Below are 22,863 nucleotides of genomic sequence, written 5' to 3'. Positions count from 1 at the left end.
TCCTGATCAGCTTTGCCGCTTCGGTACAGGCCGGCGATGTGCAGATCAACATCGACCAACTCAAGATCCAGAGTGGCGGCACGACGATCAACGTCGGCCAGCGCGACAAGCGGGGCTACTACTGGGACGGCAAGACCTGGCGCGACCCGGTCTATTGGGAGAAGCACCATGGCCACGACAAGGCCAGGTCCGCCGCGCCGCATTGCCCGCCGGGTCAGGCGAAGAAAGGCAACTGCTGAACCCGCGCCAGCGTTGGCCGGCCGACGGCGAGGAGGCGGCCGTCGGCGTCGTGACGGTGGCGGCTCCGCCAGGGCCTGTCGGAGGCTGGAACGTTTACCGAAGTGGCGTTGGATCTCCTGTCCTTTCTCGTTGAAAGACCGCGTGCCCGGCGCCGAGTGAAGAACCCGCAAATGCCTTGAACCGGCAGCGGTCGGCGTTCATAATGTGGCTCTGTTCAGCGCCGTCCAGGAGGGCCCGGCAATGTTCCAGCAAGACGATACGAGCCTTGTTCACCGCGCCGCCCAAGCCTTGCGTGGGCATGGCCTGACGGTTACCGTCGACAGTCTGCTGCCGGCCGAGGCGGGCGGCGGGCGGGCCACGACCTGGCTGCGCGTGAGCAAGGACCGCAAGCGCATCGACTACACGGCGGAAGTCAAGCGTCGCGTGACGCTGGAGAGTCTTGGCGCCGTGGTGACGCAACTGAAGCCGCCGGCCGACGCTGGCCAGGCGGCGGCCTTGCTGGTCACCGACCATGTGACACCGCAACTGGCCGATCGACTGCGCCGGCACGAGCAACAGTTTGCCGATGCGGCCGGCAACGCCTATCTCGAAAGCGGCGCTTTGCTGGTCTACGTGACGGGACGCAAGCGGCAGCAAAGACAGCTTGCGCTGCGCGCCAGCAAGGCGTTTCCGACTACCCGGCTGAAGGTGCTTTTCGCTTTCTTCTGTGATCCCGAACTGGTCGCCGCGCCGTACCGGATGATTGCCGCGGCGGCCGATGTCGCACTCGGCGCGCTGCCGGCGGTGGTGGCCGATCTCCAGCAGGACGGATCGCTCGTCGTCGCCGCCCGGCGGCGCCATCTCAATGCCAGCAAGCGGCTGCTCGACGAATGGGCGCAGGCCTATGCGCTCGCTTTGCGCGGCAAGACTCTGACCGGCCGTTATCTGGCGCAAGGCTTCGACGGCTGGCGCGAATGGCCGCTCAACCCGGAGCATGCGCGCTGGGGCGGCGAGCCGGCGGCGGCGCTGCTCGACGACGATTTCCAGCCCGGCATGCTGACCGTCTATGGCGACAGACTGCCCGCCCGGCTGATCGCCCGGGAACACCTGGAACTGGCTGGCCCGCTCGCTTACGAGCATCTGGTCGAACTGCGCAAGCCGTTCTGGGGGGCGACCTTGCGCTCACCGGGGCCGTCCCGGGTCGTGCCGCCGGCGTTGATCTACGCCGATCTGTTGGCCACCGGCAGTGCGCGTTGCTTCGCGGTGGCGCAGGCGATCTACGACAGCCGGCTGGCCGCCCGTTTTCCGGCCATCTGATAGCCCGCGCTGCGTTCTTTACCGCGGCGAGCTTGACAGCGCTGCCTCCGGGAGAGTAAAAGTCTCCGCTGTTTCAGGCGTCCCGACGGTGTCCACCCGAGGGATGAAATGGGAAGCCGGTGCGCCAGGCCTGTTCTTCGGGTCCTGACCATTCCGGCGCTGCCCCCGCAACGGTAAACGAGAGCAAGGATCTGCCGTAGGCCACTGTGCGGTCGCATGGGAAGGCGCAGATTCAGGGAATCTTTCTCGCTCGTGAGCCCGGAGACCGGCCTGAGACAGGCGATTCGGCATCGCGGCGGGCGATGGGTCGGCGGTCTGGGGTCTTCCTCCTGGGGTTTTCCTCATTTCTCCGTTCACTCCGCCTGCTGCCGTGCGGTCATCAAACTCGAACTTGCGCGGGTGTGCGGGGAGGTGAACAGTGGCAGTCCTGGCGGATTCCTTTTTTTTTCGGCTGGCGGCCGCGCGGCGGCCGGCATGAACTCGGCCGAGAGCGCGCAAAAGCACCGCCTTCGCATGCAACGCAAGAAGGCGGTGGTCGACGCGGCGATTGCTCGTGCCGACCAGGACCGGGGCGTGCTGCTCGTGCTGACCGGCAATGGCAAGGGTAAATCCAGCTCGGCTTTCGGCATGGTCGCGCGCGCCCTGGGCCACGGCCTGCGGGTAGGCGTCGCGCAGTTCGTCAAGGGACGCTCGGATACCGGTGAAGAAGCCTTCCTCGGCCGCCAGCCGGAGGTCGTCTGGCGCGTCCTCGGCGAGGGCTTCAGCTGGGAGACGCAGGATCTGGCGCGCGATGCGGAAACCGCGCAACGCGGCTGGGCGGTGGTGCGCGACATGCTGCGCGATGACTCGCTCGGACTGGTCGTGGTCGACGAACTGACCTACGTGCTGAAGCGCGGCTGGCTCGATCTGCCGACGGTGCTGGCCGACCTGGCGGTCCGTCCGCCGATGCAGCATGTCGTGATCACCGGCCGCGGCGCACCGGAGGCCCTGTGCGAGGCCGCCGATACGGTGAGCGAACTGCGCGACGTCAAGCACGCGTTTCGGGCCGGTGTGCGGGCCCAGAAAGGGATCGACCTGTGAGATCGGTGCCCGCGATGTTCGTTTCGGCACCCGCCTCCGGTCAGGGGAAGACGACCGTCACCGCTGCGTTGGCCTGCCATCATCGCCGGCAGGGACGCCGCGTTCGCGTTTTCAAGAGCGGCCCCGATTTCCTCGATCCGATGATCCTCGAGCGCGCCGCCGGCTCGCCGGTCTATCAGCTCGACCTGTGGATGGGCGGCGAGGAACACTGCCGCGCGCTGCTCTACGATGCGGCGGGCGAGGCCGACCTGATCCTCGTCGAAGGTGTCATGGGACTGTTCGACGGCGACCGTTCGAGCGCCGATCTGGCGCAGCTGTTCGGCATCCCGGTGCTCGCCGTGATCGACGGCGGCGCCATGGCACAAACCTTCGGCGCCCTCGCGCTGGGGCTGGCGACCTACCGGCCGGGACTGCCCTTCGCCGGCGTTTTCGCGAACCGGGTGGCCGGCCAGCGGCACTACGAAATGCTCGCCGAGAGCCTGCCGCCAAGCATCCCCTCGTTCGGCTGGCTGGCGCGCGAGGACGACATCGCGCTGCCCGAGCGTCACCTCGGCCTGGTGCAGGCAGCCGAGGTCAAAGACCTCGAGGCTCGCCTGGCGCGTGCTGCGGCGGCGCTCCATGGCGCCGACCGGATCATGCCGCCAAGTGTCGCCTTTGCGCCGCCGGTTGCGGCGCCGCCGCCGCGCTGGCTGGCCGGTGTACGCATCGGCGTGGCGCGCGATGCGGCGTTTGCCTTCCTCTATCGCGCCAACCTGGATCTGCTGCGCGACATGGGTGCCGAGCTGACTTTTTTTTCGCCGCTCGTCGATCAAGCCCTGCCCGAGAGCGATGCGCTCTACCTGCCGGGAGGCTATCCGGAACTGCACCTCGACCGGCTGGCCGCGAATGCCGGGATGAAGGCCGCGCTGCGTGCCTGTCACGCTGCCGGCAAGCCGATCGTCGCCGAGTGCGGCGGGCTGCTTTACCTGCTCGAATGGCTGGCCGACGTCGGCGGCCGACGGCACGCGATGGTCGGCCTGCTGCCCGGGCAGGCGACGATGCAGGCGCGGCTGGCCAACCTCGGACTGCATGGCGTCGAGTTGCCCGAAGGGTCGCTGCGCGGCCATACCTTTCACTACTCGCGGCTCGACTGCCGGTGCGCACCGATCGCCGTCAGCGTCGGCGCACGTGCCGGGCGGCGTGGCGAAGCGGTCTATCGCGACGGCCGCCTGCACGCCTCCTATCTGCATCTGTATTTTCCGTCCAATCCGGAAGCGGTGGCGCGGCTCTTTGCACCGACGCCGTGCCGTTTCTCCTCCTGAGGAAATTTTCATGTCGTTTCGCTCCCCGTCGAATTGCCGCTGGCAGGCGCTCTAAGCATGGGCAAGGTGTGGTTCGTCGGCGCCGGTCCGGGCGACCCCGACCTGATCACGGTCAGGGGACGCGACCTGATCGCGCGCGCCGGGGCGATCCTGTTCGCCGGCTCGCTGGTTTCGGCCGCCGCGATGCGCTGGGCGCCAGCCGGCTGCGAGATCGCCGATTCTAAGGACATGACGCTGGACGAGATCGTCGCCTGGCTGATTGCCCGTGCGCAGGCCAACGAAGTCGTGCTGCGCCTGCAGACCGGCGACCCGTCGCTCTACGGCGCGCTGATCGAGATGGCGCAGCCGCTCGATGCGGCCGGCGTCGAACTGGGCGTCGTTGCCGGCGTCAGCTCGGCGATGGCTTCGGCAGCGGCGGCGGTGGAGAGCTTGACCCTGCCGGAAGTGACGCAGACTGTGATCCTGACGCGTGCCGAAGGCCGTACGCCGATGCCCGACGGTGAATCGCTCGAGGATCTGGCGCGCCACCATTGCACGCTCTGCATTTACCTCTCTATCACCCTGCTGGCGCGCGTGGTCGGCGCGCTGCGCGCCGCCGGCTGGCGCGACGACGCGCCGATGCTGGTGGTACACAAAGCGAGCTGGCCGGGCGAGGAAAGGATCGTGCGCGGGACCTTGGCCGACATCCGCGACAAGTGCCGGGCGGAAAAGATCGGCAGCCAGGCGATGATCATCGCCAGCCCGGCGCTCGGCGCGCGCCGGTGGCCGGATCTGAAGAAGTCGAAACTCTACGACGCCACGTTCACGCACCGTTTCCGGCGCGCCTCGGAGTAAGAACCATGGAAAACGCACATGAATGACTCGACCACCTTCCTGCTCGCCGCGCACGGCTCGCGCCATCCCGACGGCAATGCCGAAGTCGAACGTTTCGCCGAACAGTGGCGCCAACGCCACCCGGACTGGCGGATCGAACTGTGTTTCATCGAACACGCCAACGTCCTGCTGGCCGAAGGACTCGAACGCGCCGCGCGTGGCGCCCGCCAGGTGCTGGTCATTCCCTTCATCCTCAACGCCGCCGGCCACGTCAAGATGGAACTGCCGGCGGCGATGGAGATTGCGCGTGCCCGGCATCCGCAAGTGAGTTTCCATTGCACGCGCCATCTCGGCATGGGGCGAGAGATCTTCGCCATCCTGCAGAGCCAGCTCGAACGCCTGATGAAAGCGCTGGCCATGCCCGACCCGCAGACCACCGGCGTCGTCCTGCTCGGCCGCGGATCGTCGGACGCCGGCGCCAACGGCGAGCTGGCCAAGGTCGCGCGCTGGCTGTTCGAGGCCAACGACCACGAACTCGTCGACCTGGCCTTCACCGGTGTCACCTGGCCTCGCCTGGAAACCGTCGTGCAGCGCCAGGTTCGCCTCGGCATGACGCAGCTCGCCATCGTCCCGGTTTACCTGTTCAACGGCGTCCTGATCGAGCGCATCAAGGCGCAGGTCGAGCGGCTGCGGCGAAGCTACCCGCAGGTCTCTTTCGCCCTGGGCAACTATTTCGGCTTCGACAAGGCGATTTTCGATCTGCTGGATGCCAAGGTCGCCGGCCGCGAAGGACCGGAGGGCGGTTTGCTCGAATGCGACGGCTGCAAGTATCGCGCGGCGGCCGAGAGCGAGCATCTGCACGACCACAGCCACACGATCACCTTCGCCGGCGGCCACGCGCACGATAGCGATGGCCACGAGCCGACGCATTCCCACGACCACCCTTACGCCCATATCTGAACCGCCATGATTGCCAATCCCCAGGTTACCGAACAATTGACCGCCGCCGGTCGAGCCATCGAGCAGGGCTCCTTTGCCATCATCGACGCCGAGGTCGGGTCGCACGACTACACACCCGAGCAATGGCCGCTCGTGCGCCGCATGATCCACGCCAACGCCGACTTCGAATTCAACGGCCTGACGGTCTTCCACCGGCAAGCGATGGCCGCCGGCCTGGCGGCCGTTCTGGCCGGCGCGACGCCGATCGTGGCCGACGTCGAGATGATCTGCAGCGGGCTGTCGGTCCCGCGCCTGCGGCATTTCGGCCTGCACCCGAGGCATTACATCTCCGACCCCGACGTCATCGAACGGGCGCAGGCCGAGGGAACGACGCGCGCCGTGCAGGCGATGCGCAAGGCGCAGCGGGAAGGCCAGCTCGACGGCGCGATCGTCGGCATCGGCAATGCGCCGACGGCGCTGATCGAGGTCGTGCGCCTGATCCGCGAAGAAGGCGTCCGCCCGGCACTGGTCATCGGCATGCCGGTCGGCTTCGTTTCGGCGGCCGAAGCGAAGGATTTGCTGATGACCGTCGACGAGGTGCCCTGGATCGCCATCCGCGGCCGCAAGGGGGGGTCGACGCTGGTCGTCGCGGCGATTCACGCGCTGCTTTCCTTCGCCGAAAGCCGGCGCGCCGCATGAGCGAGCCGGGGCACGCGCCGGGCAAGGTCCGCAAGTCCGACACCCGGCGCCAGCGGGGCAACCGCACGGGCTTCACGACCGGCGCCTGTTCGGCGGCGGCGGCGCGCGCGGCGACCCTGGGACTGCTCACCGGCGAAGTGCCCGGCAATGTCGTCTGTCTACTGCCGAACGGGCAGCAGGCGAGCTTCGCGGTGCTCGACGGCCGCGTCGACCTGAGCGCTGCCGGGCCCACTGCGCACGCCGTGATCGTCAAGGATGCGGGCGACGATCCGGACGCCACGCATGGTGCCCATCTGACGGCCGACGTCCGGCTTCTGCCGCGGCGCGCCGGCGAAATCGAGCTGCTTGGCGGAGCGGGGGTCGGCACGGTCACCCGCGAGGGGCTCGGCCTCGCCGTCGGCGGGCCGGCGATCAATCCGGTGCCGCAGCGCAACATCCGCGACAACGTGCGCGCCGTGGCCGGCGAACTGCTGCGGCACGACGGCCTGGCGGTGACGATTTCGGTTCCTGGTGGCGAGGACATGGCGAAAAAGACGCTGAATGCCCGGCTCGGCATTCTGGGCGGAATTTCCATCCTCGGCACGACCGGCATCGTGCGCCCCTATTCGACGGCCTCGTTTCGCGCCAGCGTCGTCCAGGCGGTCGACGTCGCCGCCGCTCAAGGGCAGAGCCGCATCGTCTTCACGACCGGCGGGCGGACCGAGAAGTTCGCCATGCGCCAGTTGCCGGAACTCGACGAGGTCTGCTTCGTGCAGATGGGCGATTTCGTCAAGGCCGCTTTCCAGAGCGCCGTGAAGCGCGCGATGGCGCACATCTATGTCGGCGCGATGGTCGGCAAACTGACCAAGATGGGGCAGGGGCTGGCCGTGACGCATGCCTGGAAGGCCGAGATCGACCGCGATCTGCTCGCCGAATCGGCGCTCGCGGTCGGCGCGCCGGCCGACCTCGTGGCGTCGATCCGGGCCGCCGAAACCGCGCGCTTCGCGGCCGAGCGCCTGACCGTCCTGGGCCTCACCGAGGCCTTTCACCGCCAGCTCGCGCAGCGCGCCATGCGCAGCCTGCGCGCCCGTTACCCCGGACCGTACCGCTTGACCATCCTGGTGTGCGACTTCGAAGGACGTTTCATCGTCCGCGTCGACGAGGACGAAGCCCTTGTCGCGGCCTGACGCCTGCACGCTGATCGGCATCCTCGACGACGGCTGGGCCGGCCTGTCCGATCGTGCCCGTCGCCGCCTGGCGGCGGCCGACCTGGTGATCGGCGCCGGTCGCACGCTCGACCTGGTGCGTCCGCATCTGGCAGCCGGCAGCGTGACGCAAAACATGGATGGCGCTCTCGGCCGGCTGCCGGAATGGATCGCCGCTGCCCGATCGGCGGGGCGTGCCGTCGCCGTACTGGCGACCGGCGACCCGCTGTGCCACGGCATCGCCTCCTGGCTGACCGGCAAGCTCGGCCTGGCGTCGGTCGACATCATGCCGGCGCCGTCGACCGTGCAACTGGCCTGTGCCCGTTTCGGCAAATCCTGGCAGACGCTGCGCATCGCCTCGTGCCACGCGGCCGACGCCGGCGAGTGGTTCATCGGTGCCACCCCGGCGCACGGACTGTATCCGGTGATGCGGGCCATCGCCTTGCAGCCGCTGGTGGCGGTATTCACCGGCCCCGACAACAACCCGGCGCGACTGGCGCGCGCCCTGATCGCCGCCGGCTACGGTGACGACGAGGTCAGGCTGTCGGTCGCCTGCCGCCTGCTGCTGCCTGACGAGCAGCTTTTCCCGGATTTGCGCGCGGCCGACGCCGCCGGGCGCGAGTTTCCGCTGCCCAACGTCGTTCTCGTCGAACGCCTGGGCGGCTGCGGTCAGCCGGTTTTCGGTCTCGACGACGGAGAGTTCGAGCAGCGTACGCCGGACAGGGGGCTGATCACCAAGCAGGAAGTACGCGCCGTCTCGCTGGCGCGTTTGCGTCTGGCGGCCGACGCGATCGTCTGGGACATCGGTGCCGGCTCCGGGTCGGTCGGGCTGGAAGCGGCGCGGCTGGCGCCGCTGGGCCATGTCTGGGCGATCGAGAAGAACGCGGCCGACGCCGCCAACGCGCGCGCCAACGCGCAGCGCTGGCGTGTCGGCAACTACACCCTGGTGGTCGGCAAGGCGCCGGCCCAGCTCGACACCTGGCCCGATCCGGACGCCGTCTTCATCGGCGGTTCCGGCGGCGAACTCGGCGAACTGATCCGCCTGGTCATCGGACGTCTGAAAGCCGGCGGCCGCCTGGTGATCAACCTCGTGACGCTGGAAAACCTGGCCGGCGCCCTCGACGCGCTGGCCGCCAGCGACGCCGCCTGGGACATCGTTCAGCTCCAGGCCAGCCGCAGCCAGCCGATTCTCGACCTGCACCGGCTCGTCGCGCAGAACCCGGTGTGGATCGTCACCGCAAGAAAGGAAGAGGAATGACCCGTTACGGAAAACTGATCGGCGCCTCGCTCGGCCCCGGCGACCCTGAACTGATCACCCGGCGCGCCTGGACGGCCCTGCAGTCCGGCGCGCGCTGGCTGTATCCGGTGAAGAAGGCCGAAGAGGCTTCCTATGCGCTGGCTATCGTGGCGCGTGGCGGGCTCGCCGTGCCGCACGACGCCGAGCAACTCATCTTTCCGATGACGCGCGATGCGGAGATTCTGGGCCGGGCCTGGGCGCGTGCCGCGGCCCATACGGTCGACCTGCTGGCCACCGGCCGCGACCTCGTCTTTCTCGTCGAAGGCGACGCCTCGACCTTTTCGACCTTCGGCCATCTGGCGCGTGTGGTGCGCGAACTGGTGCCGGCCGTCGAGGTGGAAACGATTCCCGGCGTCAGCTCCTTCGCCGCCGCCGCCGCCAGCACCGGCATCACGCTGGCCGAGGAGGACGAGACGCTGGCCGTGATTCCCGCGGCCTACGGCGTCGGCGTCATCGACCACCTGCTCGACGAGTTCGATACCGTCGTGCTGCTCAAGGTCAAGCCCTTGGTCGACGAGATCATCGAACTGCTCGAGCGCCGCGACTTGCTCGCCACCACCTGTTTCGTCGAAAAGGTCGGCGCGCCCGACGAGCGCGTCGTGCGCGACCTGGCGAGCCTGCGAGGCGAGAAGGCCAACTACCTGTCGCTGATGCTGGTCCAGAACCCGAAGCGCGCGCGCGGCGAGTTGCGCCGCGGCTGCCGCTCGCGCAAGGAAGCCCTGGTGGCGGCCGGCGCATGAAGCTGGCCGTCGTCGCCATCACCCGCCATGGCGTCGCCCTGGCCGGCAGGATCGTCGCCGCACTGCCCGGCACGCAGTTGTTCGCCCCCGAGAAATTCGCCGCCGAGGCGGCCGCCGCGGCGCCCGGCGCCGCGCATGGCTACGCCGGCAAGGTCGGCGACCAGGTGCCGGCGCTGTTCGCCGCTTTCGACGGCCTCGTCGCCATCGTTTCGCTGGGCGCCGTCGTCCGCCTGATCGCGCCGCATCTGCGCGGCAAGGAGATCGATCCGGCGGTGGTGGTGATCGACGAGGCCGGCCAGTTTGCCATCCCCGTCCTCTCCGGCCATCTCGGCGGGGCCAACGCGCTGGCCGGTCACCTGGCCACGGCGCTCGGCGCGACGCCGGTGTTGACGACGGCTTCCGATGCCCGGCAGACGCTGGCCGTCGACCTGTTGGGCCGCGAACTCGGCTGGACCTTCGAAGCGACGCATGCCGAAATCGTGCGGGTCAGCGCGGCGGTGGTCAACGACGAACCCGTGGCCTTGGTCCAGGAAGCCGGCAGCGCCGACTGGTGGACGCGCCATGCCAACGGCCGCTGCCTTCCCTTGCCGGCCAATCTGCATTGCTACAGCCGGCTGGAGGAAATCGATCCTGAGCGCTTCGCGGCCGTTCTCTGGATCAGCCGGCGCGAGCTGCCGGCCGCTTACGCGGCGCGCCTGGCGGGCAAGCGAATCATTTACCGGCCGGACGCCAAGGCATGAGCGACACGCCGGCGACTGCCAGCCGGGAGCCGCTCGCGCTCGGCCTCGGCTGCGACCGGGGAACGCCGGCGGCGACGATTGCCCGCGCCATCGACGAGGCGCTGGCCGCTTGCGGCGGCTGCCTGGCCGACGTGCGCGCCGTGGCGACGATCGACCTCAAAACCGATGAGGCCGGTCTGCTGCAGCTCGCCGCCAGCCACGGCTGGCAACTCCGTTTCTACCCGGCGGTGGAACTGGCCGCCGTCGACGTACCCCATCCCTCGGAAACGGTGCGCAAATATACCGGCACGCCGTCGGTCTCCGAAGCCGCGGCGCTGCTTGCCGCGGGCGTCGGCCGCCGCGCGTTGCTGATCGAAAAACACAAGGCGCAAGGCTCCGACGGCCGTAACGCCACTGTCTCCATTGCACGGATCGCCCAATGAACGCCCCCGATACCCCTCAGAAAACAGGCAGGATCCTCCTCGTGGGCTTCGGCCCCGGCGCTCAGGAACACATGAGCTATCGGGCTCGCGCCGCGATCGCCGAAGCCGACGTGGTCATCGGCTACGCGACCTACATCAAGCTGGTGCAAGACCTTCTGGCAGGCAAGGAAGTGATCCGCAAGGGAATGACCGAGGAACTCGACCGCTGCAACGAGGCCTGGGAGCACGCACGCCAGGGCAAGACCGTCGCCGTGATTTCGTCGGGCGACATCGGTGTCTACGGCATGGCTGGTCCGACCTACGAAGTCCTGCTGCAATCCGGCTGGCGCCCCGGTTCGGATATCTCCGTCGAAGTGGTGCCCGGTGCGACGGCGCTGTCGGCCTGCGCGGCGCTGGTCGGTGCTCCATTGACGCACGATTTCTGCTCGATTTCGCTCTCCGATCTGCTGACGCCCTGGCCGGTCATCGCCCGCCGGCTGGTCGCCGCGGCGCGCGCTGATTTCGTCGTCGCGCTCTACAACCCGCGCAGCGGCCGCCGCACCGGGCAGATCGTCGAAGCGCAGCGCATCCTGCTCGCACACCGTTCGCCCGACACCCCGGTGGCGATCGTCAAATCGGCCTTCCGGAAGAAACAGGCCATCCAGCTCACGACGCTCGCACAGATGGCCGACTGCGAGATCGGCATGCTGACCACCGTGCTGATCGGCAACAGCAGCACCTTCGTCGGGGAAGGGCTGATGATCACGCCGCGCGGCTACGCCAACAAGTACGCCGAGCTGGGTGGCGAAACGGTGGCCGGCGAGCGGGCCGGACGCTCGCTGAGTCTCGGGCTGGATGGCTGGAAGGCCGACGTGCGCGAGCGCTTGGCACGCGGCGAGTGCGCGGCGGCGATCGCCGAGTTCTTCGATCTTCCGGTGAGCGAAATCGAGGCGGCGCGGCTGCCATGAGCTGTGGCTACGTTGAAGGCGCGTGAGATCCTATCCGCTTCATGGCCGTATCTTGGCTGGGCGCTGGTGTCGGCCGTTCTCTTGACGGCGGCGGCACTGATCGATCCGTTCGTTCTCGGGTTTTCGTTCTATGCGGCTGCCGCGGTGTCGGCAACTCTTATTCTGATGGCGCTGCTCATGGCGCCGAGAAGAATTTCTCTGGCACTGCTTGGCGCCGTACCGACCATGCTGGCGATGCTACGGCTCTTGGCAACCAAGTGGGTTTTCTAGGAGGTCGCCCCTGCGGGTCACTTTCATTTGACCGTCCGGGCGATGGCTGACGTGCTGGGTTGGGGGCGCGCTGCGCTCCCTGCGCCAACGGATTAGCTCTGACCATCCTTGGCCAGGGATTCGAGAAGCTTTTTGCCGCGGGCCTTCATGGCGGGAGTGCCGATCGCCGTGAGTTCTTCGATGTGCGGCTTGATCGCGGGCAGCAAACGACGATTGCGCAGCGCGATATCGGCCAACGCTTGCATGGCCAGGGTTTTCACGATCCGGCTGCGGTCGTCGGTGTAACTGAGCAGCAAGCTTACCACGGCGCTTTCTTCGGCCTCCGAGAGCGGCAGGCGAGAGAGCATCGGAGCGACATGCCAGCGAACCTCCGGCTGGTCGAACTGCGAGAGGTGGTGCAATATCTGCTCTTTGAAGGGCCGCAGAAGCTCGGGGCGCTGGGCTGTGATTTTCTCGATGGCGTCCGCGCAGCGCATGTGCAGGACAGGGTCAGAGGTTTCGAACCCCTGGAACAGAACGTGGATCAAGTCGGGTTCTTCAAGAACGGCCAGAACCGCACGATTGGACGTTCCGACCGAGCGCCGATCACCCCCCGAGAGGGACTGCAATAGCGGGTGCATTCGAAGTCGCTGACCTGGAAAAGAAGGGTGCGGCGCCGTTTCGTCGCGATAGTCGAATGCGATTCGACGTCGAAAATGCGGAACGCTGCAAGCGAATACGATCGAGGCCTGCGGAGCAGCTCTATTGCGCAGCGTCGGCCTGACGGTCGGTCCGGACGTTTTCCCTTAACCAAACCAAGACTTCATCGGCATTCTTATCCGGTGGGAATACGGGATAGAAGACTTTCTCTATCCGTCCGTGGTGCGTGATGAGGGTCAGCCGCTTGAACAGATCCCGCCCGGCGACCGAAAACGTGGGGAGTCGCATCGTTTTCTTGAGCTGCAAAGCGCTGTCACTCAGCAGCTGGAAGGGCAGATGCAGCCGGTCTCTGGCTTCGCGTTGATACTCGGTGGCCTGCGTACTCAACCCGACTACGCCGGTGTGTAAGGCTTCGAGTTCCGCATAGTGGTCGCGAAAGCGACATGACTGCGGTGTGCAACCCCGGGCACCAGGTATTTCGTCCCACCCGTCTGGCAGCGGGGTGTCCGGACGTCCCGTCATTGGATAAACATAAATTACCCAACGACCGCTCAAGCCGGCCAGACTGACCCGAAGGCCATCCGTGCTGTCGAGCGTGACGTCCGGGAGAAACGAACCTTCGAGATGTGCGGCGCTTCCATCGTCGACCGGAGCCGGAAGGTTGGCGGGAAGTTGAAAAAAGTTCGCGCTCATGAAACCTCGTTCATGTGAGACTTCCAACGAATAGCGCTTCTCCGCCGCGCCGAGCGCGCGGAGTCCAAGCTCTGCCACCGCCGGCAAGCAAGCGTCGTCGGGCGGAAGCGACTCGACGGCGGTACTGGTGGGGATTGTAGGCGTCCGCCGGTCTGCGTCAAGCCGCCGCCGGCAGGGTTAGGACGCGCTGGCACAGGGTTGACGAAAACCGTCCGTGTCGTCGGGCAAGCCACATCGGGCGCGACGCAAGACTCGCCGCGTCGATCCGTCGGCTGCGCGGCCGTGTTGACCCGGGCTGGCGGATGCCTACAATCCGCAGAGGTGCTGCCATCGTGGCACAACGCGTCCGGCCTCGCGAGCTTTTCGCCAGGCGGCGCGGCAAGGTGGACTTCAGGCTTTGAGCCCCGTCCTGCGCAGGGCGTTCAATCGCTCACTTACCAAGGAGTATCCGTCATGACTTACGCTGGGCAGTGCTTGTGCGGTGCGATTCGCTATCAACTCTCGGGAGAACCCAAGGTCGTCGCCTTGTGTCATTGCCGCGATTGCCGACGAAGTGCCGGCGCGCCGATGGTGGCCTGGGCGATGTTTCCCGAATCCGCATTGACGCTGACGAAAGGGCAGCCGAAGACGATCAATTCGTCAGGTACGGCGCTGCGCAGCTTCTGCGCCGACTGCGGGAGTGGCCTGTTCTATCGCAATCCCGCCGTGCTGCCGGGGATTGTCGACGTACAGTCTTCGACCCTCGACCATCCCGAGAGGCTGCCACCGACAGTGCAGGTACAGACCGCCGAACGGCTCGACTGGATGAAGCACGTGCCGGAGCTTCCCGAGTTCGAAAGATTCCCCGCCTAGGCCGCGGACGCGGCACACGCGGGTGGGGCCGCTGACCTTGCCGCTACCGCGGACGCGGGAAGGCGTGTTCTCGACCGGGTGCCGTCAGGCCGCGAGACCGGGGCCGACGCCTGGGGAGGCGAACAGCGAAACGGGCCAGTCTACCCGGCGCGCTACTTCTGACGCTTCATCATCTCCTGAAACTTGGGATCCTTCATCATTTCGTTGATGTTCACTCCGCCGACCTGGGGCATGATCACGTCGCCGGGTTTCTGGCCGGGTTTGCAGGGGCCGAGCCAGCGGGCATCGAGCGACATCCTGCTTTCGCTGGTGCCGTGCAACGGCGGATCGAAGCGGGTGTGCATGTCGCCCTTGTAGGCCGAGTCGAAAGCACCGACGAAAACCGCATCGGTCGTCGCCGTGCTGCCCTGGACCTTGCACACCGAATGGACGCTGACCTTGTTGCCGAGCGGCTTGACGTCGATCACGCGGCAATTCGGCCTTTCCTTCTGCGCCTGTTGCTGCATCAGGTCGTCGGTATTCTGGTCGATGCACTGCTGCATGGCGCCCATCGCCGGCACCCCTTCCATACGTGTGCTGATTTCCCAGAGGCCGGCTTTGCGCTTGGGCAATTCGGCCGCCTGCAGGGCGCCGGCGAGGCTGGCCGCGACGAGGGCGAGAAGGAGCGGGGAAGACGGGACACGGGGGTTGGCTGGGTGGTTCATGAATTCTCCTCTGGCGAAGCGAAGGCGGGTGGAAGGGCGATGGCGGAATAGTAAACCCGAATGGTGGCGCCGTCAGGGGAGAATCGCCGCCTGCCGGCGCGGGCTTCGGCGAGGCGTCGCACCGGCAGCCCGGCCGCCGGCTGGTAGAATGTCGGCGATGAAAGTGAATGGCGAGCCCACGCGAACGATCTGGCCGGTGCCCGGCGGCGCCGTCGACATCATCGACCAGACGCGGCTGCCGCACGCCTGCCGGGTGCGGCGACTGAAGGATCTGGCTGACGCGGTACACGCGATTCGCTCCATGCAGGTGCGCGGCGCGCCGCTGATCGGCGTGACCGCCGCTTATGGCGTCGCCCTGGCGCTCGCCCGGCGGGCCGACGACGTGGCTTTGCAGACGGCCATCGAGGCGCTGGCCGCGACGCGGCCGACGGCGGTCAATCTGCACTGGGCGCTGGCCCGCCTGCGTGCGCTTCTGGCGCCGCTGTCGCTTGCCGAGCGCGCCGCGGCCGCCTGGCAGGAAGCGGCGCGTATCGCCGACGAGGACGTCGAGCAGTGCCGGCGGATCGGTCAGCACGGTCTGCACGTGCTGCGCGCCGGTCTCGGCCTGCGCCGCCGGATTGAGATCCTGACGCATTGCAACGCCGGCTGGCTGGCCACCGTCGATCACGGCACGGCGCTGGCGCCGGTCTATGCCGCGTGCGCGGCGGGGATCGATGTACACGTCTGGGTTTCCGAAACCCGGCCGCGCAACCAGGGTCTGCTGACCGCCTGGGAACTCGGCCAGCAGGGCGTGCCGCACACGCTGATCGCCGACAACGCCGCCGGTTGGCTGCTCGCGCGCGGCGGCATCGACGCCGTGCTGGTCGGAGCCGACCGTATCGCCGCCAACGGCGACGTCGCCAACAAGATCGGCACCTGGCTCAAGGCGCTCGCGGCGCAGGCGGCGGGCGTGCCGTTCTACGTCGCCGCTCCGCGCTCGACGATCGACTTCGCCTGTCCCGATGGCGCGGCGATCCCGATCGAGGAGCGCGACGCCGACGAACTGCGCGTCGTGCACGGCGGCGACGCCGCCGGCCGCCGGCGAAAGCTGCGCTTGTTGCCAGCCGATCAGGCGGTTGCCAACCCGGCTTTCGACGTGACGCCGGCGGCGCTGGTCAGCGCCCTGATCACCGAACGTGGATCCTGCCCGGCGACCGGCCAGGGTTTGCTGGCGCTTTACCCGGAGGAACGGCATGGATGAACTTCGCCGGCAGTTGATCGCCGGCGCGCGGCGCCTGGACGCCGCCGGTCTCAACCGGGGCACCGCCGGCAACCTCAGCGTGCGTGCCGTGGCGCACGGCGCGGCCGGCTTCCTGATCACCCCGACGGGAATGGAAAGCGCCGCGCTGGTCGCCGAAGACCTCGTTTTCCTGCACCTCGACGGCCGGCCGGAAGGCTGCCGCCGGCCGTCTTCCGAATGGCGCTTCCACTGCGACCTCTACGCCACGCGTGCCGACGCCGGCGCCATCGTGCACGCGCATTCGCCGTTTGCCACCAGCCTGGCCTGTCTGCGTCAGGACATCCCGCCTTTCCACTACATGATCGCGCGCTTCGGCGGCGACAGCCTGCGCTGCGCCGCCTACGCGACCTTCGGCACGCAGGCGCTGTCCGACGCCGTGCAGGCGGCGCTGACCGATCGTCGCGGCTGCTTGCTCGCCAACCACGGCATGCTCGTCGTCGGCCGCGATCTGGCGCAGGCGCTGGCTCTCGCCGTCGAACTCGAGGCGCTGTGCGAGCAGTACTGGCGCGCCTGCCAGCTCGGCCGGCCGGTTCTGCTCGATGCTGCCGAGATGGCTCGGGTAAGTGAGCGCTTCGCCGGCTACGGACAGCCGGATTGAAAGCGGCCGATCGCCACCCGCCATGCTGCGCCTGAGCGAAATCCGCCTGCCGCTCGACCATCCGCCGGATGCGCTGGCGGCGGCGGTCGCCGAGCGCCTGGCGATTCCGCTGGCCGACATCCGGCAACTCCGCGTCTTCCGGCGCAGCTACGACACGCGCCGGGCGGCGGCGCCGACCTTCATCTACAGCGTCGATGTGGAACTGCCCGACGAAGCGGCGGTCAGTCGGCGCCTGGCCGGCGATCCCCGGCTGCAGCCGACGCCCGACATGCACTACCACTTCGTCGGGCGCGCGCCGGCGACGCTGGCGACGCGGCCGATCGTCGTCGGCTTCGGGCCGGCCGGCCTGTTCGCCGCGCTCATCCTGGCGCAGGCCGGTTTTCAGCCGCTCGTCGTCGAGCGCGGCAAGGCGGTGCGCGAGCGGACGCAGGATACCTGGGGACTGTGGCGACGCAACATTCTCGATCCGGAATCGAACGTCCAGTTCGGCGAGGGCGGCGCCGGCACCTTCTCCGACGGCAAGCTGTACAGCCAGATCAAGGATCCCAAGCACTACGGGCGCAAGGTGCTGCTCGAATTCGTCAAGGCCGGCGCGCCGGAGGAGATTCTGTACGTCGCCAAGCCGCACATCGGCACCTTCCGCCTGGTCGGCATGGTCGAGGCGATGCGGCGCGAGATCGAAAGGCTCGGCGGCGAAGTCCGTTTCCAGCAACGGCTGAGCGGGCTGCGCATCGAGCACGGCCGGGTACGCGGCGTGCAGCTCGCTTCCGGCGAAGAGTTGCCGGCTGAACAGGTGATCCTGGCGCTCGGCCACAGCGCGCGCGACACTTTCGAGATGCTGCACCGGGCCGGCGTTTTCATGGCCGCCAAGCCCTTCTCGATCGGCTTCCGGATCGAGCACCCGCAATCGCTGATCGACCGCGCCCGTTTCGGGCCCTACGCCGGCCATCCGCAGCTCGGCGCCGCCGACTACAAGCTCGTGCACCACTGCCGCAACGGCCGCTCGGTGTATAGCTTCTGCATGTGTCCCGGCGGTACCGTCGTCGCCGCGACTTCGGAAGTGGGGCGCGTGGTGACCAACGGCATGAGCCAGTATTCGCGCAACGAACGCAACGCCAACGCGGGCCTCGTGGTCGGCATCTCGCCGCTCGACTACCCGGGGGGGCCGCTGGCCGGCATTGCGCTGCAGCGCGAACTCGAAGCGCGCGCTTTCGAACTCGGCGGCGGTACCTACGAAGCGCCGGCGCAGCGGGTCGGCGACTTCCTGGCCGGCCGGCCATCGACCCAACTCGGGGCGGTGCTGCCGTCCTATCGGCCGGGCGTGCGGCTGACCGATCTCGGCACGGCGCTGCCGGAATACGCGATCGCCGCGCTGCGCGAAGCGCTGCCCGCCTTCGAACGCCAGATCAAGGGCTTCGCGATGCCCGACGCGGTCCTCACCGGCGTCGAGACGCGCACCTCGTCGCCGCTGCGCATCGGCCGCGGCGCCGATGGCCAGAGCGTTTCGGTGAGGGGGCTCTACCCGGCCGGCGAAGGCGCCGGCTACGCCGGCGGCATCCTGTCGGCCGGCGTCGACGGAATCCGCGCTGGTGAAGCAGTGATGCGCGACATCCTCGGTCGGTCGCCCGCCTGACGCCGCCCGGCCTTTCTTCGCCGGGCGCCCCCGGCGTCAGCCGAAGCGCCGCTTGTTCAGTTCGCGTCGCTCCTGCGCTTCCAGGCACAGGGCTGCCGTCGGGCGGGCCAGCAGACGGGCGATGCCGATCGGTTCGCCGGTTTCCTCGCACCAGCCGTAGCTGCCGTCGTCGATGCGCTTGAGCGACTCGCGAATCTTCTGCAGCAGCTTGCGTTCGCGGTCGCGCACGCGCAACTCCAGCGTGTGCTCCTCCTCGGCGCTTGCCCGGTCGTTCCAGTCCGAACTCGTCTGGCTCTCCTGCAGGTGGCCCGCCGTCGCCTTCACCGCCGAGAGCAGTTCCTGCTCCTCGGCGAGCAGCAGCCGGCGGAAATAGGCGAGCTGCTCGGGACACATGTATTGCTCCGGCGGGGACGACAGCAAGGTCGCCTCGGTCTGTGCGCCACCGTCTGCGGAAAGCTTGTTCATGTTCGTCACTCCTTCGTCTTCCGATCTGACCGCCGATCGACAATGGTATAGCATTGCCGATCGGCGGCAAAGCCGGAGAGCCGAACAAACGCCTTCTTCGAGGAAGTCGTCTACTCCTGGCCGGCGATGGCGCCCATAGTCGACCTTTTTTGAGGAGAAACTGCCATGACTCTTTGCCCGATCGCCATCGTCGCCGGCTGCCGCAAGTGTCCCGCCTTCGCGCTCTGTCCGCTCAAGGGGGTGCTCGGCGACGTACCGAAGACCCCGCCGGCCGGCGAAACCGACCGCCCGCCGGCCGCCGGCGGCGACGGTGGCCGCCAGTAGGATGGATTCCGCTGGCAGCCGCCAGGCCGCGGCCACGAGCGTCAAAGTCGTCGGACTGATCAAGCTGGTCGATCGGGACGCCTTCGACGAGTATCGCCGCCAGGTCGGCGAGACGGTGGCCAAGTATCGCGGCCGCGTCGCGGCGCGCGGCGCGAGCCAGCCGTTCTGGTGGAACGAACTGCACTGCGAGGCATTCGACGCCTTCGTCGAACTCGAATTCCCGACGCTGGACGACGCGCAGCAGTGGGCGACGAGCGAGGACTACCGCAAGCTGCTCGACGTCCGCCGGCGGGCCATGCGGCTGACGCTGTTCGCCGTCGAATAGAGCGGCGCCGCTCAGCGTGCCGGCAGGCGGATCCGGACGTCCAGACCGCCGCCGGGCGCTTCGTCGAGCCGCAGTTCGCCGCCGCTGCCGGCCACGATGCGTCGCACGATCGCCAGGCCCAGCCCGCAACTGCCGTCGGTGGCGCGCGCCGGTTCGAGCTGGGCGAAAGGTTCGAGAGCGCGCGCGCGGTCGGCGTCGGCGATTCCCGGACCGTGGTCGCGCACGCGCAGCGTCACCATCGTCTGGCCGTCGGCCGGCGTCAGCTCGACTTCGACCGGCGGCGCGCCGTGCTGCCGCGCATTGTCGAGCAGATTGTCGAGCAGGCGCTGCAGATTGCCGGCCGCGATCGCCACTCTGGCGCCCTCGGCGCTCTGGTCTATCGTCAGCCCGACCGCCCGGCCGAGTTCGCGCTGGCGCGCCACCGCGTCGCGCAGCCAGGGTGCGATGGCCAGCGCTGGCGGCGCGCTCTCGCCGTCCTCGCTGCGCAGGAAGGCGAGGCACTGGCCGACGATGCGCTCCATGTCGTCGATGTCGCGCGCCAGTCCGGCGCGTTCGTCCTCGTTCTCGAGCAGCGCCAGGCGCAGGCGCAGGCGGGCCAGCGGCGCGCGCAGATCGTGCGTCAGGCCGGCCAGCATCTCGCGCCGCTCGGCCGCCGCCGCCGCCAGTTGGCCGAGCATCGTGTTGTGCCGCTCGGCCAGGCGGCGCACCTCGCGCGGTCCTTCGGGAGTCACCCGGCGCGCGAGACCGTCGCCGGCCGCCGCGACGGCGTCGCCGAGGCGGGCCAGCGGGCCGACGATTCCCCTGACGAACAGGCCGGCGATGAGCAGCACGGCGGCCAGCGTCGCCGCCAGGCCGAGCCACAGATCGGCCGGCAGCGCCTGCGGCTCGAAGCGCGGCGGCGGCACGATCAGCCACCAGCGTTGACCGTCGGCCACGAAGCCGATCCACAGGCCGCTGCGCTGACCCGGACCGCGATGCCTGAGCAGTACCGATTCGTCGAGCCGCTCGCCGAGTTCGGCCGCCAGGCGGCGGGCAAAGCGAAAACGCGGCGACTGAGGCGGCACGTCGGCGCCGTCGGGGCGCAATTGCAGTCCCTGCTCGCCGGCGTCGACCGCACTCAGCCGGCGCCGGCTTTCGTCGTCGAGTCCGGGCAGCACGATCTGCAGCAGGCGGACCTGGCTGGCGACCAACTGCACCATCTGATTGATGTGCGAGCTGCGGCGGAAGTGGCCGATCAGCGACAGGGTGGCGAATTCGGCGACCGCGATGACGGCCACCACCAGCAGCACCGTCCGGCCGGCCAGCGAGGTCGGGAAGAGTCGCACGGCGCCGGCCTCAGGATTCGCCGGCGGCGTCGGCCGGCGCATCGGGAACGAAAACGTAGCCTATCCCCCACACCGTCTGCAGATAGCGCGGGTGCGCCGGGTCGGCCTCGATCAGACGGCGCAGCCGGTGAATCTGGACGTCGATCGCGCGGTCGAAGGATTCCGTCGTCTCGCCGCGCGTCAGTTCGAGCAGGCGCTCGCGCTTCATCGGCCGGTTGGCGTTGGCGACCAGCGTATTGAGCAGCGCGAACTCGCCGCTCGTCAGCGCGACCACTTCGCCGTTTCTCGACAACTGGCGCGCGCCGCGATCGAAAGTCCAGTCGCCGAAGCGCCGCCGGCCGCCTTCCGGGTCCGGCGCCGCCGCCGGCCGTGCGCCGCGGCGCAGGACCGCTTCGATGCGCGCGACCAGTTCGCGTGGATCGAAAGGCTTGCCGAGATAATCGTCGGCCCCCATGCCGAGCCCGATCACCCGATCGGCCGGCTCGTCGCGCGCGGTGAGCATGATCACCGGCAGCATCTCGCCGCGCGCGCGCAGCCGCCGGCAGGCCGCCAGGCCGTCTTCGCCGGGCAGCATCAGATCGAGCACCAGCAGATGCGGCTGATAGCGTTCGACGAAGGTGTCGAGCTGGCGCGTATCGGGCAGCAGCAGCGTGTCGTAGCCATGACGGCCGAGATAGGTGGCGAGCAGCGAACGCAGTTCGGAGTCGTCGTCGATCAGCAGAATTTTCTTCATCGTCCAGGAGCCGGTGTTCAGGCTTGTCATTCTATGCCGTCCCGGCGGCCCAGCCGGCCGGCGGAAACAAATTGCAAACATCTCCGGCCGGTGCGAAATCGTTTGCAACGGCTGGCCGGGCGACAATGGCGGCATCGCTGGAGACGGCCATCGGCCGCCCGCCACGCGATCGACAGCCCAACCCGGTCCACCTAAGGAGTCTTGCCATGAAAACCCGATTCTCACCGCGCCTTCTCGTCGCCGCCCTGGTTCTCGCTCTCGGCGTTGGCGGCCCGGCGCTCGCCATGAACCCCGAGCGCTGTGGCCCCGGCGGCGGCCGCATGGAACAGCGCATGGCCTACGGCATGAAGGAAATGTCCCGCCTGCACGACGAACTCAAGCTCGACGCCAAGCAGGAAGCGCTGTGGAAGGAAGCCGAACAAGCCAGCCGCAGCGCGCTGAGCGACATGCGCGACCAGCGGCGCCGGCACCATGACGAAATGCTGGCCGCCGTCAGCCAGCCGGGCGCCGACTTGCGCGCCATCGCCAAACAGATGGACGCGTTCCGCGAAGCCGGCTGGAAGCAACGCGAAGCCAACCGCGACCGCTGGCTGGCGGTATACGACAGCCTCGACGCCGGACAGAAGGAAAAGGCCCGCCTCTTCTTCAAGAGCAAGCTCGAGCGCATGGGGCAATGGGGCGGTTTCGGCCCCGGCGGCCCGGCTCGCAAGTAAGGCACCGCACAGTCGGCCGGCGGTCGGTCAACGCCGCACTGCCGGCCCGCGTTCTATCGGGAGAAGGACGCGCAAGCTCCTGCCCGCATGCTCGATCGTCGAGCAGAGGGCCTCCGATCAAGGAACGGGAACCCGGAATGAACTGTCGCCTGGCATGGACACTCGCGGTCGCTCTGTCGCTCACCGGCGCCTGGCCGGCGGCCAGGCCCGAAGTCATCGTACTGGCGCAGAACTGTCCGGAAGGCGGCCGGGATCCCCATTGCTTCAACTCCCCTTCCGCTGGCGGCAAGGCGGCCTGGCTGTCGTCCCGGGAAAGGGAAGCACCGCCCGAACGCGAACGCGCCCGTCAGCAGGCCGAATTCGAGCAGCAGCGCGCGCACAAGCAGGCGCAGCAGGCCGAACAGCAGCGTGCCCAGCAGCAGGCGCAGCAGTTCGAACGCGAACGCGCCCGTCAGCAGGCCGAATTCGAGCAGCAGCGCGCGCACAAGCAGGCGCAGCAGGCCGAACAGCAGCGCGCTCAGCAGCAGGCACAGCAGTTCGAACGCGAACGCGCCCGTCAGCAGGCCGAATTCGAGCAGCAGCGCGCGCACAAGCAGGCGCAGCAGGCCGAAC

Annotated in this window: 27 protein-coding genes, 1 pseudogene and 1 riboswitch; of the genes and pseudogenes, 22 read left to right on the top strand and 6 right to left on the bottom strand. The window is 68.4% G+C overall.

The window, feature by feature from the left end; translation table 11 throughout:
- The 14 genes from Q1M07_RS04070 to Q1M07_RS04005 all read left to right on the top strand — a co-directional run.
- Positions 1–239 (top strand): DUF2502 domain-containing protein (locus Q1M07_RS04070; RefSeq protein ID WP_300451090.1); only part of this gene is annotated, 239 nt, incomplete at its 5' end.
- A gap of 241 nt (positions 240–480) precedes the next feature.
- Positions 481–1,536, top strand: coding sequence for a type IV toxin-antitoxin system AbiEi family antitoxin (locus Q1M07_RS04065; protein WP_300451087.1), 1,056 nt, complete (start codon positions 481–483; stop codon positions 1,534–1,536).
- Between the two features lie 58 nt (positions 1,537–1,594).
- Positions 1,595–1,825, top strand: a riboswitch (cobalamin riboswitch).
- A gap of 185 nt (positions 1,826–2,010) precedes the next feature.
- Positions 2,011–2,616, top strand: coding sequence for a cob(I)yrinic acid a,c-diamide adenosyltransferase (cobO, locus tag Q1M07_RS04060; protein WP_300451084.1), 606 nt, complete (start codon positions 2,011–2,013; stop codon positions 2,614–2,616).
- 14 nt (positions 2,617–2,630) lie between these two features.
- Positions 2,631–3,917 (top strand): cobyrinate a,c-diamide synthase, encoded by a 1,287-nt coding sequence (locus Q1M07_RS04055; protein ID WP_300451093.1) that lies wholly within the window; start codon positions 2,631–2,633, stop codon positions 3,915–3,917.
- Positions 3,918–3,974: 57 nt separating this feature from the next.
- A complete protein-coding gene (cobM, locus tag Q1M07_RS04050) occupies positions 3,975–4,751 on the top strand; it encodes a precorrin-4 C(11)-methyltransferase (protein WP_300451081.1) in 777 nt (258 codons plus the stop codon).
- Between the two features lie 18 nt (positions 4,752–4,769).
- Positions 4,770–5,690, top strand: a complete 921-nt coding sequence (locus Q1M07_RS04045) for a sirohydrochlorin chelatase (protein WP_300451078.1) — start codon at positions 4,770–4,772, stop codon at positions 5,688–5,690.
- A 6-nt stretch (positions 5,691–5,696) separates the two neighbouring features.
- Entirely contained in the window at positions 5,697–6,368 is a 672-nt protein-coding gene (locus Q1M07_RS04040) for a precorrin-8X methylmutase (protein WP_300451076.1), read from the top strand.
- Positions 6,365–7,534 carry a cobalt-precorrin-5B (C(1))-methyltransferase gene (locus Q1M07_RS04035; RefSeq protein ID WP_300451073.1) on the top strand — a complete coding sequence of 390 codons (1,170 nt, stop codon included), beginning with the start codon at positions 6,365–6,367 and terminating at the stop codon, positions 7,532–7,534. The genes Q1M07_RS04040 and Q1M07_RS04035 overlap by 4 nt, the downstream gene beginning before the upstream one ends.
- Positions 7,521–8,810, top strand: coding sequence for a precorrin-6y C5,15-methyltransferase (decarboxylating) subunit CbiE (gene cbiE / locus Q1M07_RS04030; protein WP_300451071.1), 1,290 nt, complete (start codon positions 7,521–7,523; stop codon positions 8,808–8,810). The genes Q1M07_RS04035 and cbiE overlap by 14 nt, the downstream gene beginning before the upstream one ends.
- Complete coding sequence (gene cobI, locus Q1M07_RS04025; protein ID WP_300451069.1) at positions 8,807–9,589, top strand: precorrin-2 C(20)-methyltransferase; 783 nt, start codon at positions 8,807–8,809, stop codon at positions 9,587–9,589. Before cbiE ends, cobI begins: the two co-directional genes overlap by 4 nt.
- On the top strand, positions 9,586–10,329 hold the full coding sequence (locus tag Q1M07_RS04020; protein WP_300451067.1) for a cobalamin biosynthesis central domain-containing protein: 744 nt from the start codon (positions 9,586–9,588) through the stop codon (positions 10,327–10,329). The genes cobI and Q1M07_RS04020 overlap by 4 nt, the downstream gene beginning before the upstream one ends.
- On the top strand, positions 10,326–10,751 hold the full coding sequence (locus Q1M07_RS04015; RefSeq protein WP_300451064.1) for a cobalamin biosynthesis protein: 426 nt from the start codon (positions 10,326–10,328) through the stop codon (positions 10,749–10,751). The genes Q1M07_RS04020 and Q1M07_RS04015 overlap by 4 nt, the downstream gene beginning before the upstream one ends.
- On the top strand, positions 10,748–11,698 hold the full coding sequence (cobJ, locus tag Q1M07_RS04010; protein ID WP_300451061.1) for a precorrin-3B C(17)-methyltransferase: 951 nt from the start codon (positions 10,748–10,750) through the stop codon (positions 11,696–11,698). Before Q1M07_RS04015 ends, cobJ begins: the two co-directional genes overlap by 4 nt.
- Positions 11,699–11,764: 66 nt before the next feature.
- Positions 11,765–11,968, top strand: a complete 204-nt coding sequence (locus tag Q1M07_RS04005; RefSeq protein ID WP_300451058.1) for a hypothetical protein — start codon at positions 11,765–11,767, stop codon at positions 11,966–11,968.
- A 92-nt stretch (positions 11,969–12,060) separates the two neighbouring features.
- Here the strand turns inward: Q1M07_RS04005 and Q1M07_RS04000 are convergent, their stop codons facing one another.
- Together Q1M07_RS04000 and Q1M07_RS03995 are read right to left on the bottom strand one after the other, a co-directional pair.
- Complete coding sequence (locus Q1M07_RS04000; RefSeq protein ID WP_300451055.1) at positions 12,061–12,495, bottom strand: hypothetical protein; 435 nt, start codon at positions 12,493–12,495, stop codon at positions 12,061–12,063.
- A gap of 214 nt (positions 12,496–12,709) precedes the next feature.
- Positions 12,710–13,300: a peroxiredoxin gene (locus tag Q1M07_RS03995; RefSeq protein WP_300451052.1), complete on the bottom strand. Its 591-nt coding sequence runs from the start codon at positions 13,298–13,300 to the stop codon at positions 12,710–12,712.
- Positions 13,301–13,753: 453 nt separating this feature from the next.
- Here Q1M07_RS03995 and Q1M07_RS03990 point away from each other — a divergent pair, with 453 nt between their 5' ends.
- Positions 13,754–14,152, top strand: coding sequence for a GFA family protein (locus Q1M07_RS03990; RefSeq protein ID WP_300451049.1), 399 nt, complete (start codon positions 13,754–13,756; stop codon positions 14,150–14,152).
- Between the two features lie 152 nt (positions 14,153–14,304).
- Here Q1M07_RS03990 and Q1M07_RS03985 read toward each other — a convergent pair whose 3' ends face one another.
- On the bottom strand, positions 14,305–14,856 hold the full coding sequence (locus Q1M07_RS03985) for a DUF3617 family protein (protein ID WP_300451046.1): 552 nt from the start codon (positions 14,854–14,856) through the stop codon (positions 14,305–14,307).
- Between the two features lie 157 nt (positions 14,857–15,013).
- On the opposite strand from Q1M07_RS03985, the gene mtnA reads away from it, so the two are divergent.
- The 3 genes from mtnA to Q1M07_RS03970 are packed head-to-tail and all read left to right on the top strand — an operon-like array spanning position 15,014 to position 18,366.
- Positions 15,014–16,096, top strand: a complete 1,083-nt coding sequence (mtnA, locus tag Q1M07_RS03980; RefSeq protein ID WP_300451044.1) for an S-methyl-5-thioribose-1-phosphate isomerase — start codon at positions 15,014–15,016, stop codon at positions 16,094–16,096.
- On the top strand, positions 16,089–16,733 hold the full coding sequence (locus Q1M07_RS03975; RefSeq protein WP_300451041.1) for a class II aldolase/adducin family protein: 645 nt from the start codon (positions 16,089–16,091) through the stop codon (positions 16,731–16,733). The genes mtnA and Q1M07_RS03975 overlap by 8 nt, the downstream gene beginning before the upstream one ends.
- Before the next feature lie 22 nt (positions 16,734–16,755).
- Positions 16,756–18,366, top strand: a complete 1,611-nt coding sequence (locus tag Q1M07_RS03970) for an NAD(P)/FAD-dependent oxidoreductase (protein ID WP_300451039.1) — start codon at positions 16,756–16,758, stop codon at positions 18,364–18,366.
- A 36-nt stretch (positions 18,367–18,402) separates the two neighbouring features.
- Here Q1M07_RS03970 and dksA read toward each other — a convergent pair whose 3' ends face one another.
- Positions 18,403–18,831 (bottom strand): RNA polymerase-binding protein DksA, encoded by a 429-nt coding sequence (dksA, locus tag Q1M07_RS03965; protein WP_300451035.1) that lies wholly within the window; start codon positions 18,829–18,831, stop codon positions 18,403–18,405.
- A 165-nt stretch (positions 18,832–18,996) separates the two neighbouring features.
- Here dksA and Q1M07_RS03960 point away from each other — a divergent pair, with 165 nt between their 5' ends.
- Positions 18,997–19,155, top strand: a complete 159-nt coding sequence (locus tag Q1M07_RS03960; protein ID WP_300451032.1) for a hypothetical protein — start codon at positions 18,997–18,999, stop codon at positions 19,153–19,155.
- Position 19,156: 1 nt separating this feature from the next.
- Positions 19,157–19,480, top strand: coding sequence for a DUF1330 domain-containing protein (locus Q1M07_RS03955; protein ID WP_300451029.1), 324 nt, complete (start codon positions 19,157–19,159; stop codon positions 19,478–19,480).
- Positions 19,481–19,491: 11 nt separating this feature from the next.
- Here Q1M07_RS03955 and Q1M07_RS03950 read toward each other — a convergent pair whose 3' ends face one another.
- Positions 19,492–20,805 carry an ATP-binding protein gene (locus Q1M07_RS03950; protein WP_300451026.1) on the bottom strand — a complete coding sequence of 438 codons (1,314 nt, stop codon included), beginning with the start codon at positions 20,803–20,805 and terminating at the stop codon, positions 19,492–19,494.
- 10 nt (positions 20,806–20,815) lie between these two features.
- A complete protein-coding gene (locus Q1M07_RS03945; RefSeq protein ID WP_300451023.1) occupies positions 20,816–21,568 on the bottom strand; it encodes a response regulator in 753 nt (250 codons plus the stop codon).
- Between the two features lie 176 nt (positions 21,569–21,744).
- On the opposite strand from Q1M07_RS03945, the gene Q1M07_RS03940 reads away from it, so the two are divergent.
- Together Q1M07_RS03940 and Q1M07_RS03935 are read left to right on the top strand one after the other, a co-directional pair.
- Positions 21,745–22,251: a periplasmic heavy metal sensor gene (locus Q1M07_RS03940; RefSeq protein ID WP_300451020.1), complete on the top strand. Its 507-nt coding sequence runs from the start codon at positions 21,745–21,747 to the stop codon at positions 22,249–22,251.
- 137 nt (positions 22,252–22,388) lie between these two features.
- Positions 22,389–22,863 (top strand): annotated as a pseudogene (locus tag Q1M07_RS03935) (hypothetical protein); the annotation flags it as partial.

The organism is Accumulibacter sp. (assembly GCF_029255285.1).
Classification (GTDB): Bacteria; Pseudomonadota; Gammaproteobacteria; order Burkholderiales; family Rhodocyclaceae; genus Accumulibacter.
This window is presented reverse-complemented; position numbering and strand designations above follow the sequence as displayed.

Excerpts from the sequence above, each read along its gene's own strand:
- Q1M07_RS04065 (WP_300451087.1), top strand. The coding sequence starts at position 481 with ATGTTCCAGCAAGACGATACGAGCCTTGTTCACCGCGCCGCCCAAGCC.
- cobO (WP_300451084.1), top strand. The coding sequence starts at position 2,011 with ATGAACTCGGCCGAGAGCGCGCAAAAGCACCGCCTTCGCATGCAACGC.
- Q1M07_RS04055 (WP_300451093.1), top strand. The coding sequence starts at position 2,631 with ATGTTCGTTTCGGCACCCGCCTCCGGTCAGGGGAAGACGACCGTCACC.
- cobM (WP_300451081.1), top strand. The coding sequence starts at position 3,975 with ATGGGCAAGGTGTGGTTCGTCGGCGCCGGTCCGGGCGACCCCGACCTG.
- Q1M07_RS04045 (WP_300451078.1), top strand. The coding sequence starts at position 4,770 with ATGAATGACTCGACCACCTTCCTGCTCGCCGCGCACGGCTCGCGCCAT.
- Q1M07_RS04040 (WP_300451076.1), top strand. The coding sequence starts at position 5,697 with ATGATTGCCAATCCCCAGGTTACCGAACAATTGACCGCCGCCGGTCGA.
- Q1M07_RS04035 (WP_300451073.1), top strand. The coding sequence starts at position 6,365 with ATGAGCGAGCCGGGGCACGCGCCGGGCAAGGTCCGCAAGTCCGACACC.
- cobI (WP_300451069.1), top strand. The coding sequence starts at position 8,807 with ATGACCCGTTACGGAAAACTGATCGGCGCCTCGCTCGGCCCCGGCGAC.
- Q1M07_RS04020 (WP_300451067.1), top strand. The coding sequence starts at position 9,586 with ATGAAGCTGGCCGTCGTCGCCATCACCCGCCATGGCGTCGCCCTGGCC.
- Q1M07_RS04015 (WP_300451064.1), top strand. The coding sequence starts at position 10,326 with ATGAGCGACACGCCGGCGACTGCCAGCCGGGAGCCGCTCGCGCTCGGC.
- cobJ (WP_300451061.1), top strand. The coding sequence starts at position 10,748 with ATGAACGCCCCCGATACCCCTCAGAAAACAGGCAGGATCCTCCTCGTG.
- Q1M07_RS03995 (WP_300451052.1), bottom strand. The coding sequence starts at position 13,300 with ATGAGCGCGAACTTTTTTCAACTTCCCGCCAACCTTCCGGCTCCGGTC.
- Q1M07_RS03990 (WP_300451049.1), top strand. The coding sequence starts at position 13,754 with ATGACTTACGCTGGGCAGTGCTTGTGCGGTGCGATTCGCTATCAACTC.
- Q1M07_RS03985 (WP_300451046.1), bottom strand. The coding sequence starts at position 14,856 with ATGAACCACCCAGCCAACCCCCGTGTCCCGTCTTCCCCGCTCCTTCTC.
- mtnA (WP_300451044.1), top strand. The coding sequence starts at position 15,014 with ATGAAAGTGAATGGCGAGCCCACGCGAACGATCTGGCCGGTGCCCGGC.
- Q1M07_RS03975 (WP_300451041.1), top strand. The coding sequence starts at position 16,089 with ATGGATGAACTTCGCCGGCAGTTGATCGCCGGCGCGCGGCGCCTGGAC.
- Q1M07_RS03970 (WP_300451039.1), top strand. The coding sequence starts at position 16,756 with ATGCTGCGCCTGAGCGAAATCCGCCTGCCGCTCGACCATCCGCCGGAT.
- dksA (WP_300451035.1), bottom strand. The coding sequence starts at position 18,831 with ATGAACAAGCTTTCCGCAGACGGTGGCGCACAGACCGAGGCGACCTTG.
- Q1M07_RS03960 (WP_300451032.1), top strand. The coding sequence starts at position 18,997 with ATGACTCTTTGCCCGATCGCCATCGTCGCCGGCTGCCGCAAGTGTCCC.
- Q1M07_RS03955 (WP_300451029.1), top strand. The coding sequence starts at position 19,157 with ATGGATTCCGCTGGCAGCCGCCAGGCCGCGGCCACGAGCGTCAAAGTC.
- Q1M07_RS03945 (WP_300451023.1), bottom strand. The coding sequence starts at position 21,568 with ATGACAAGCCTGAACACCGGCTCCTGGACGATGAAGAAAATTCTGCTG.
- Q1M07_RS03940 (WP_300451020.1), top strand. The coding sequence starts at position 21,745 with ATGAAAACCCGATTCTCACCGCGCCTTCTCGTCGCCGCCCTGGTTCTC.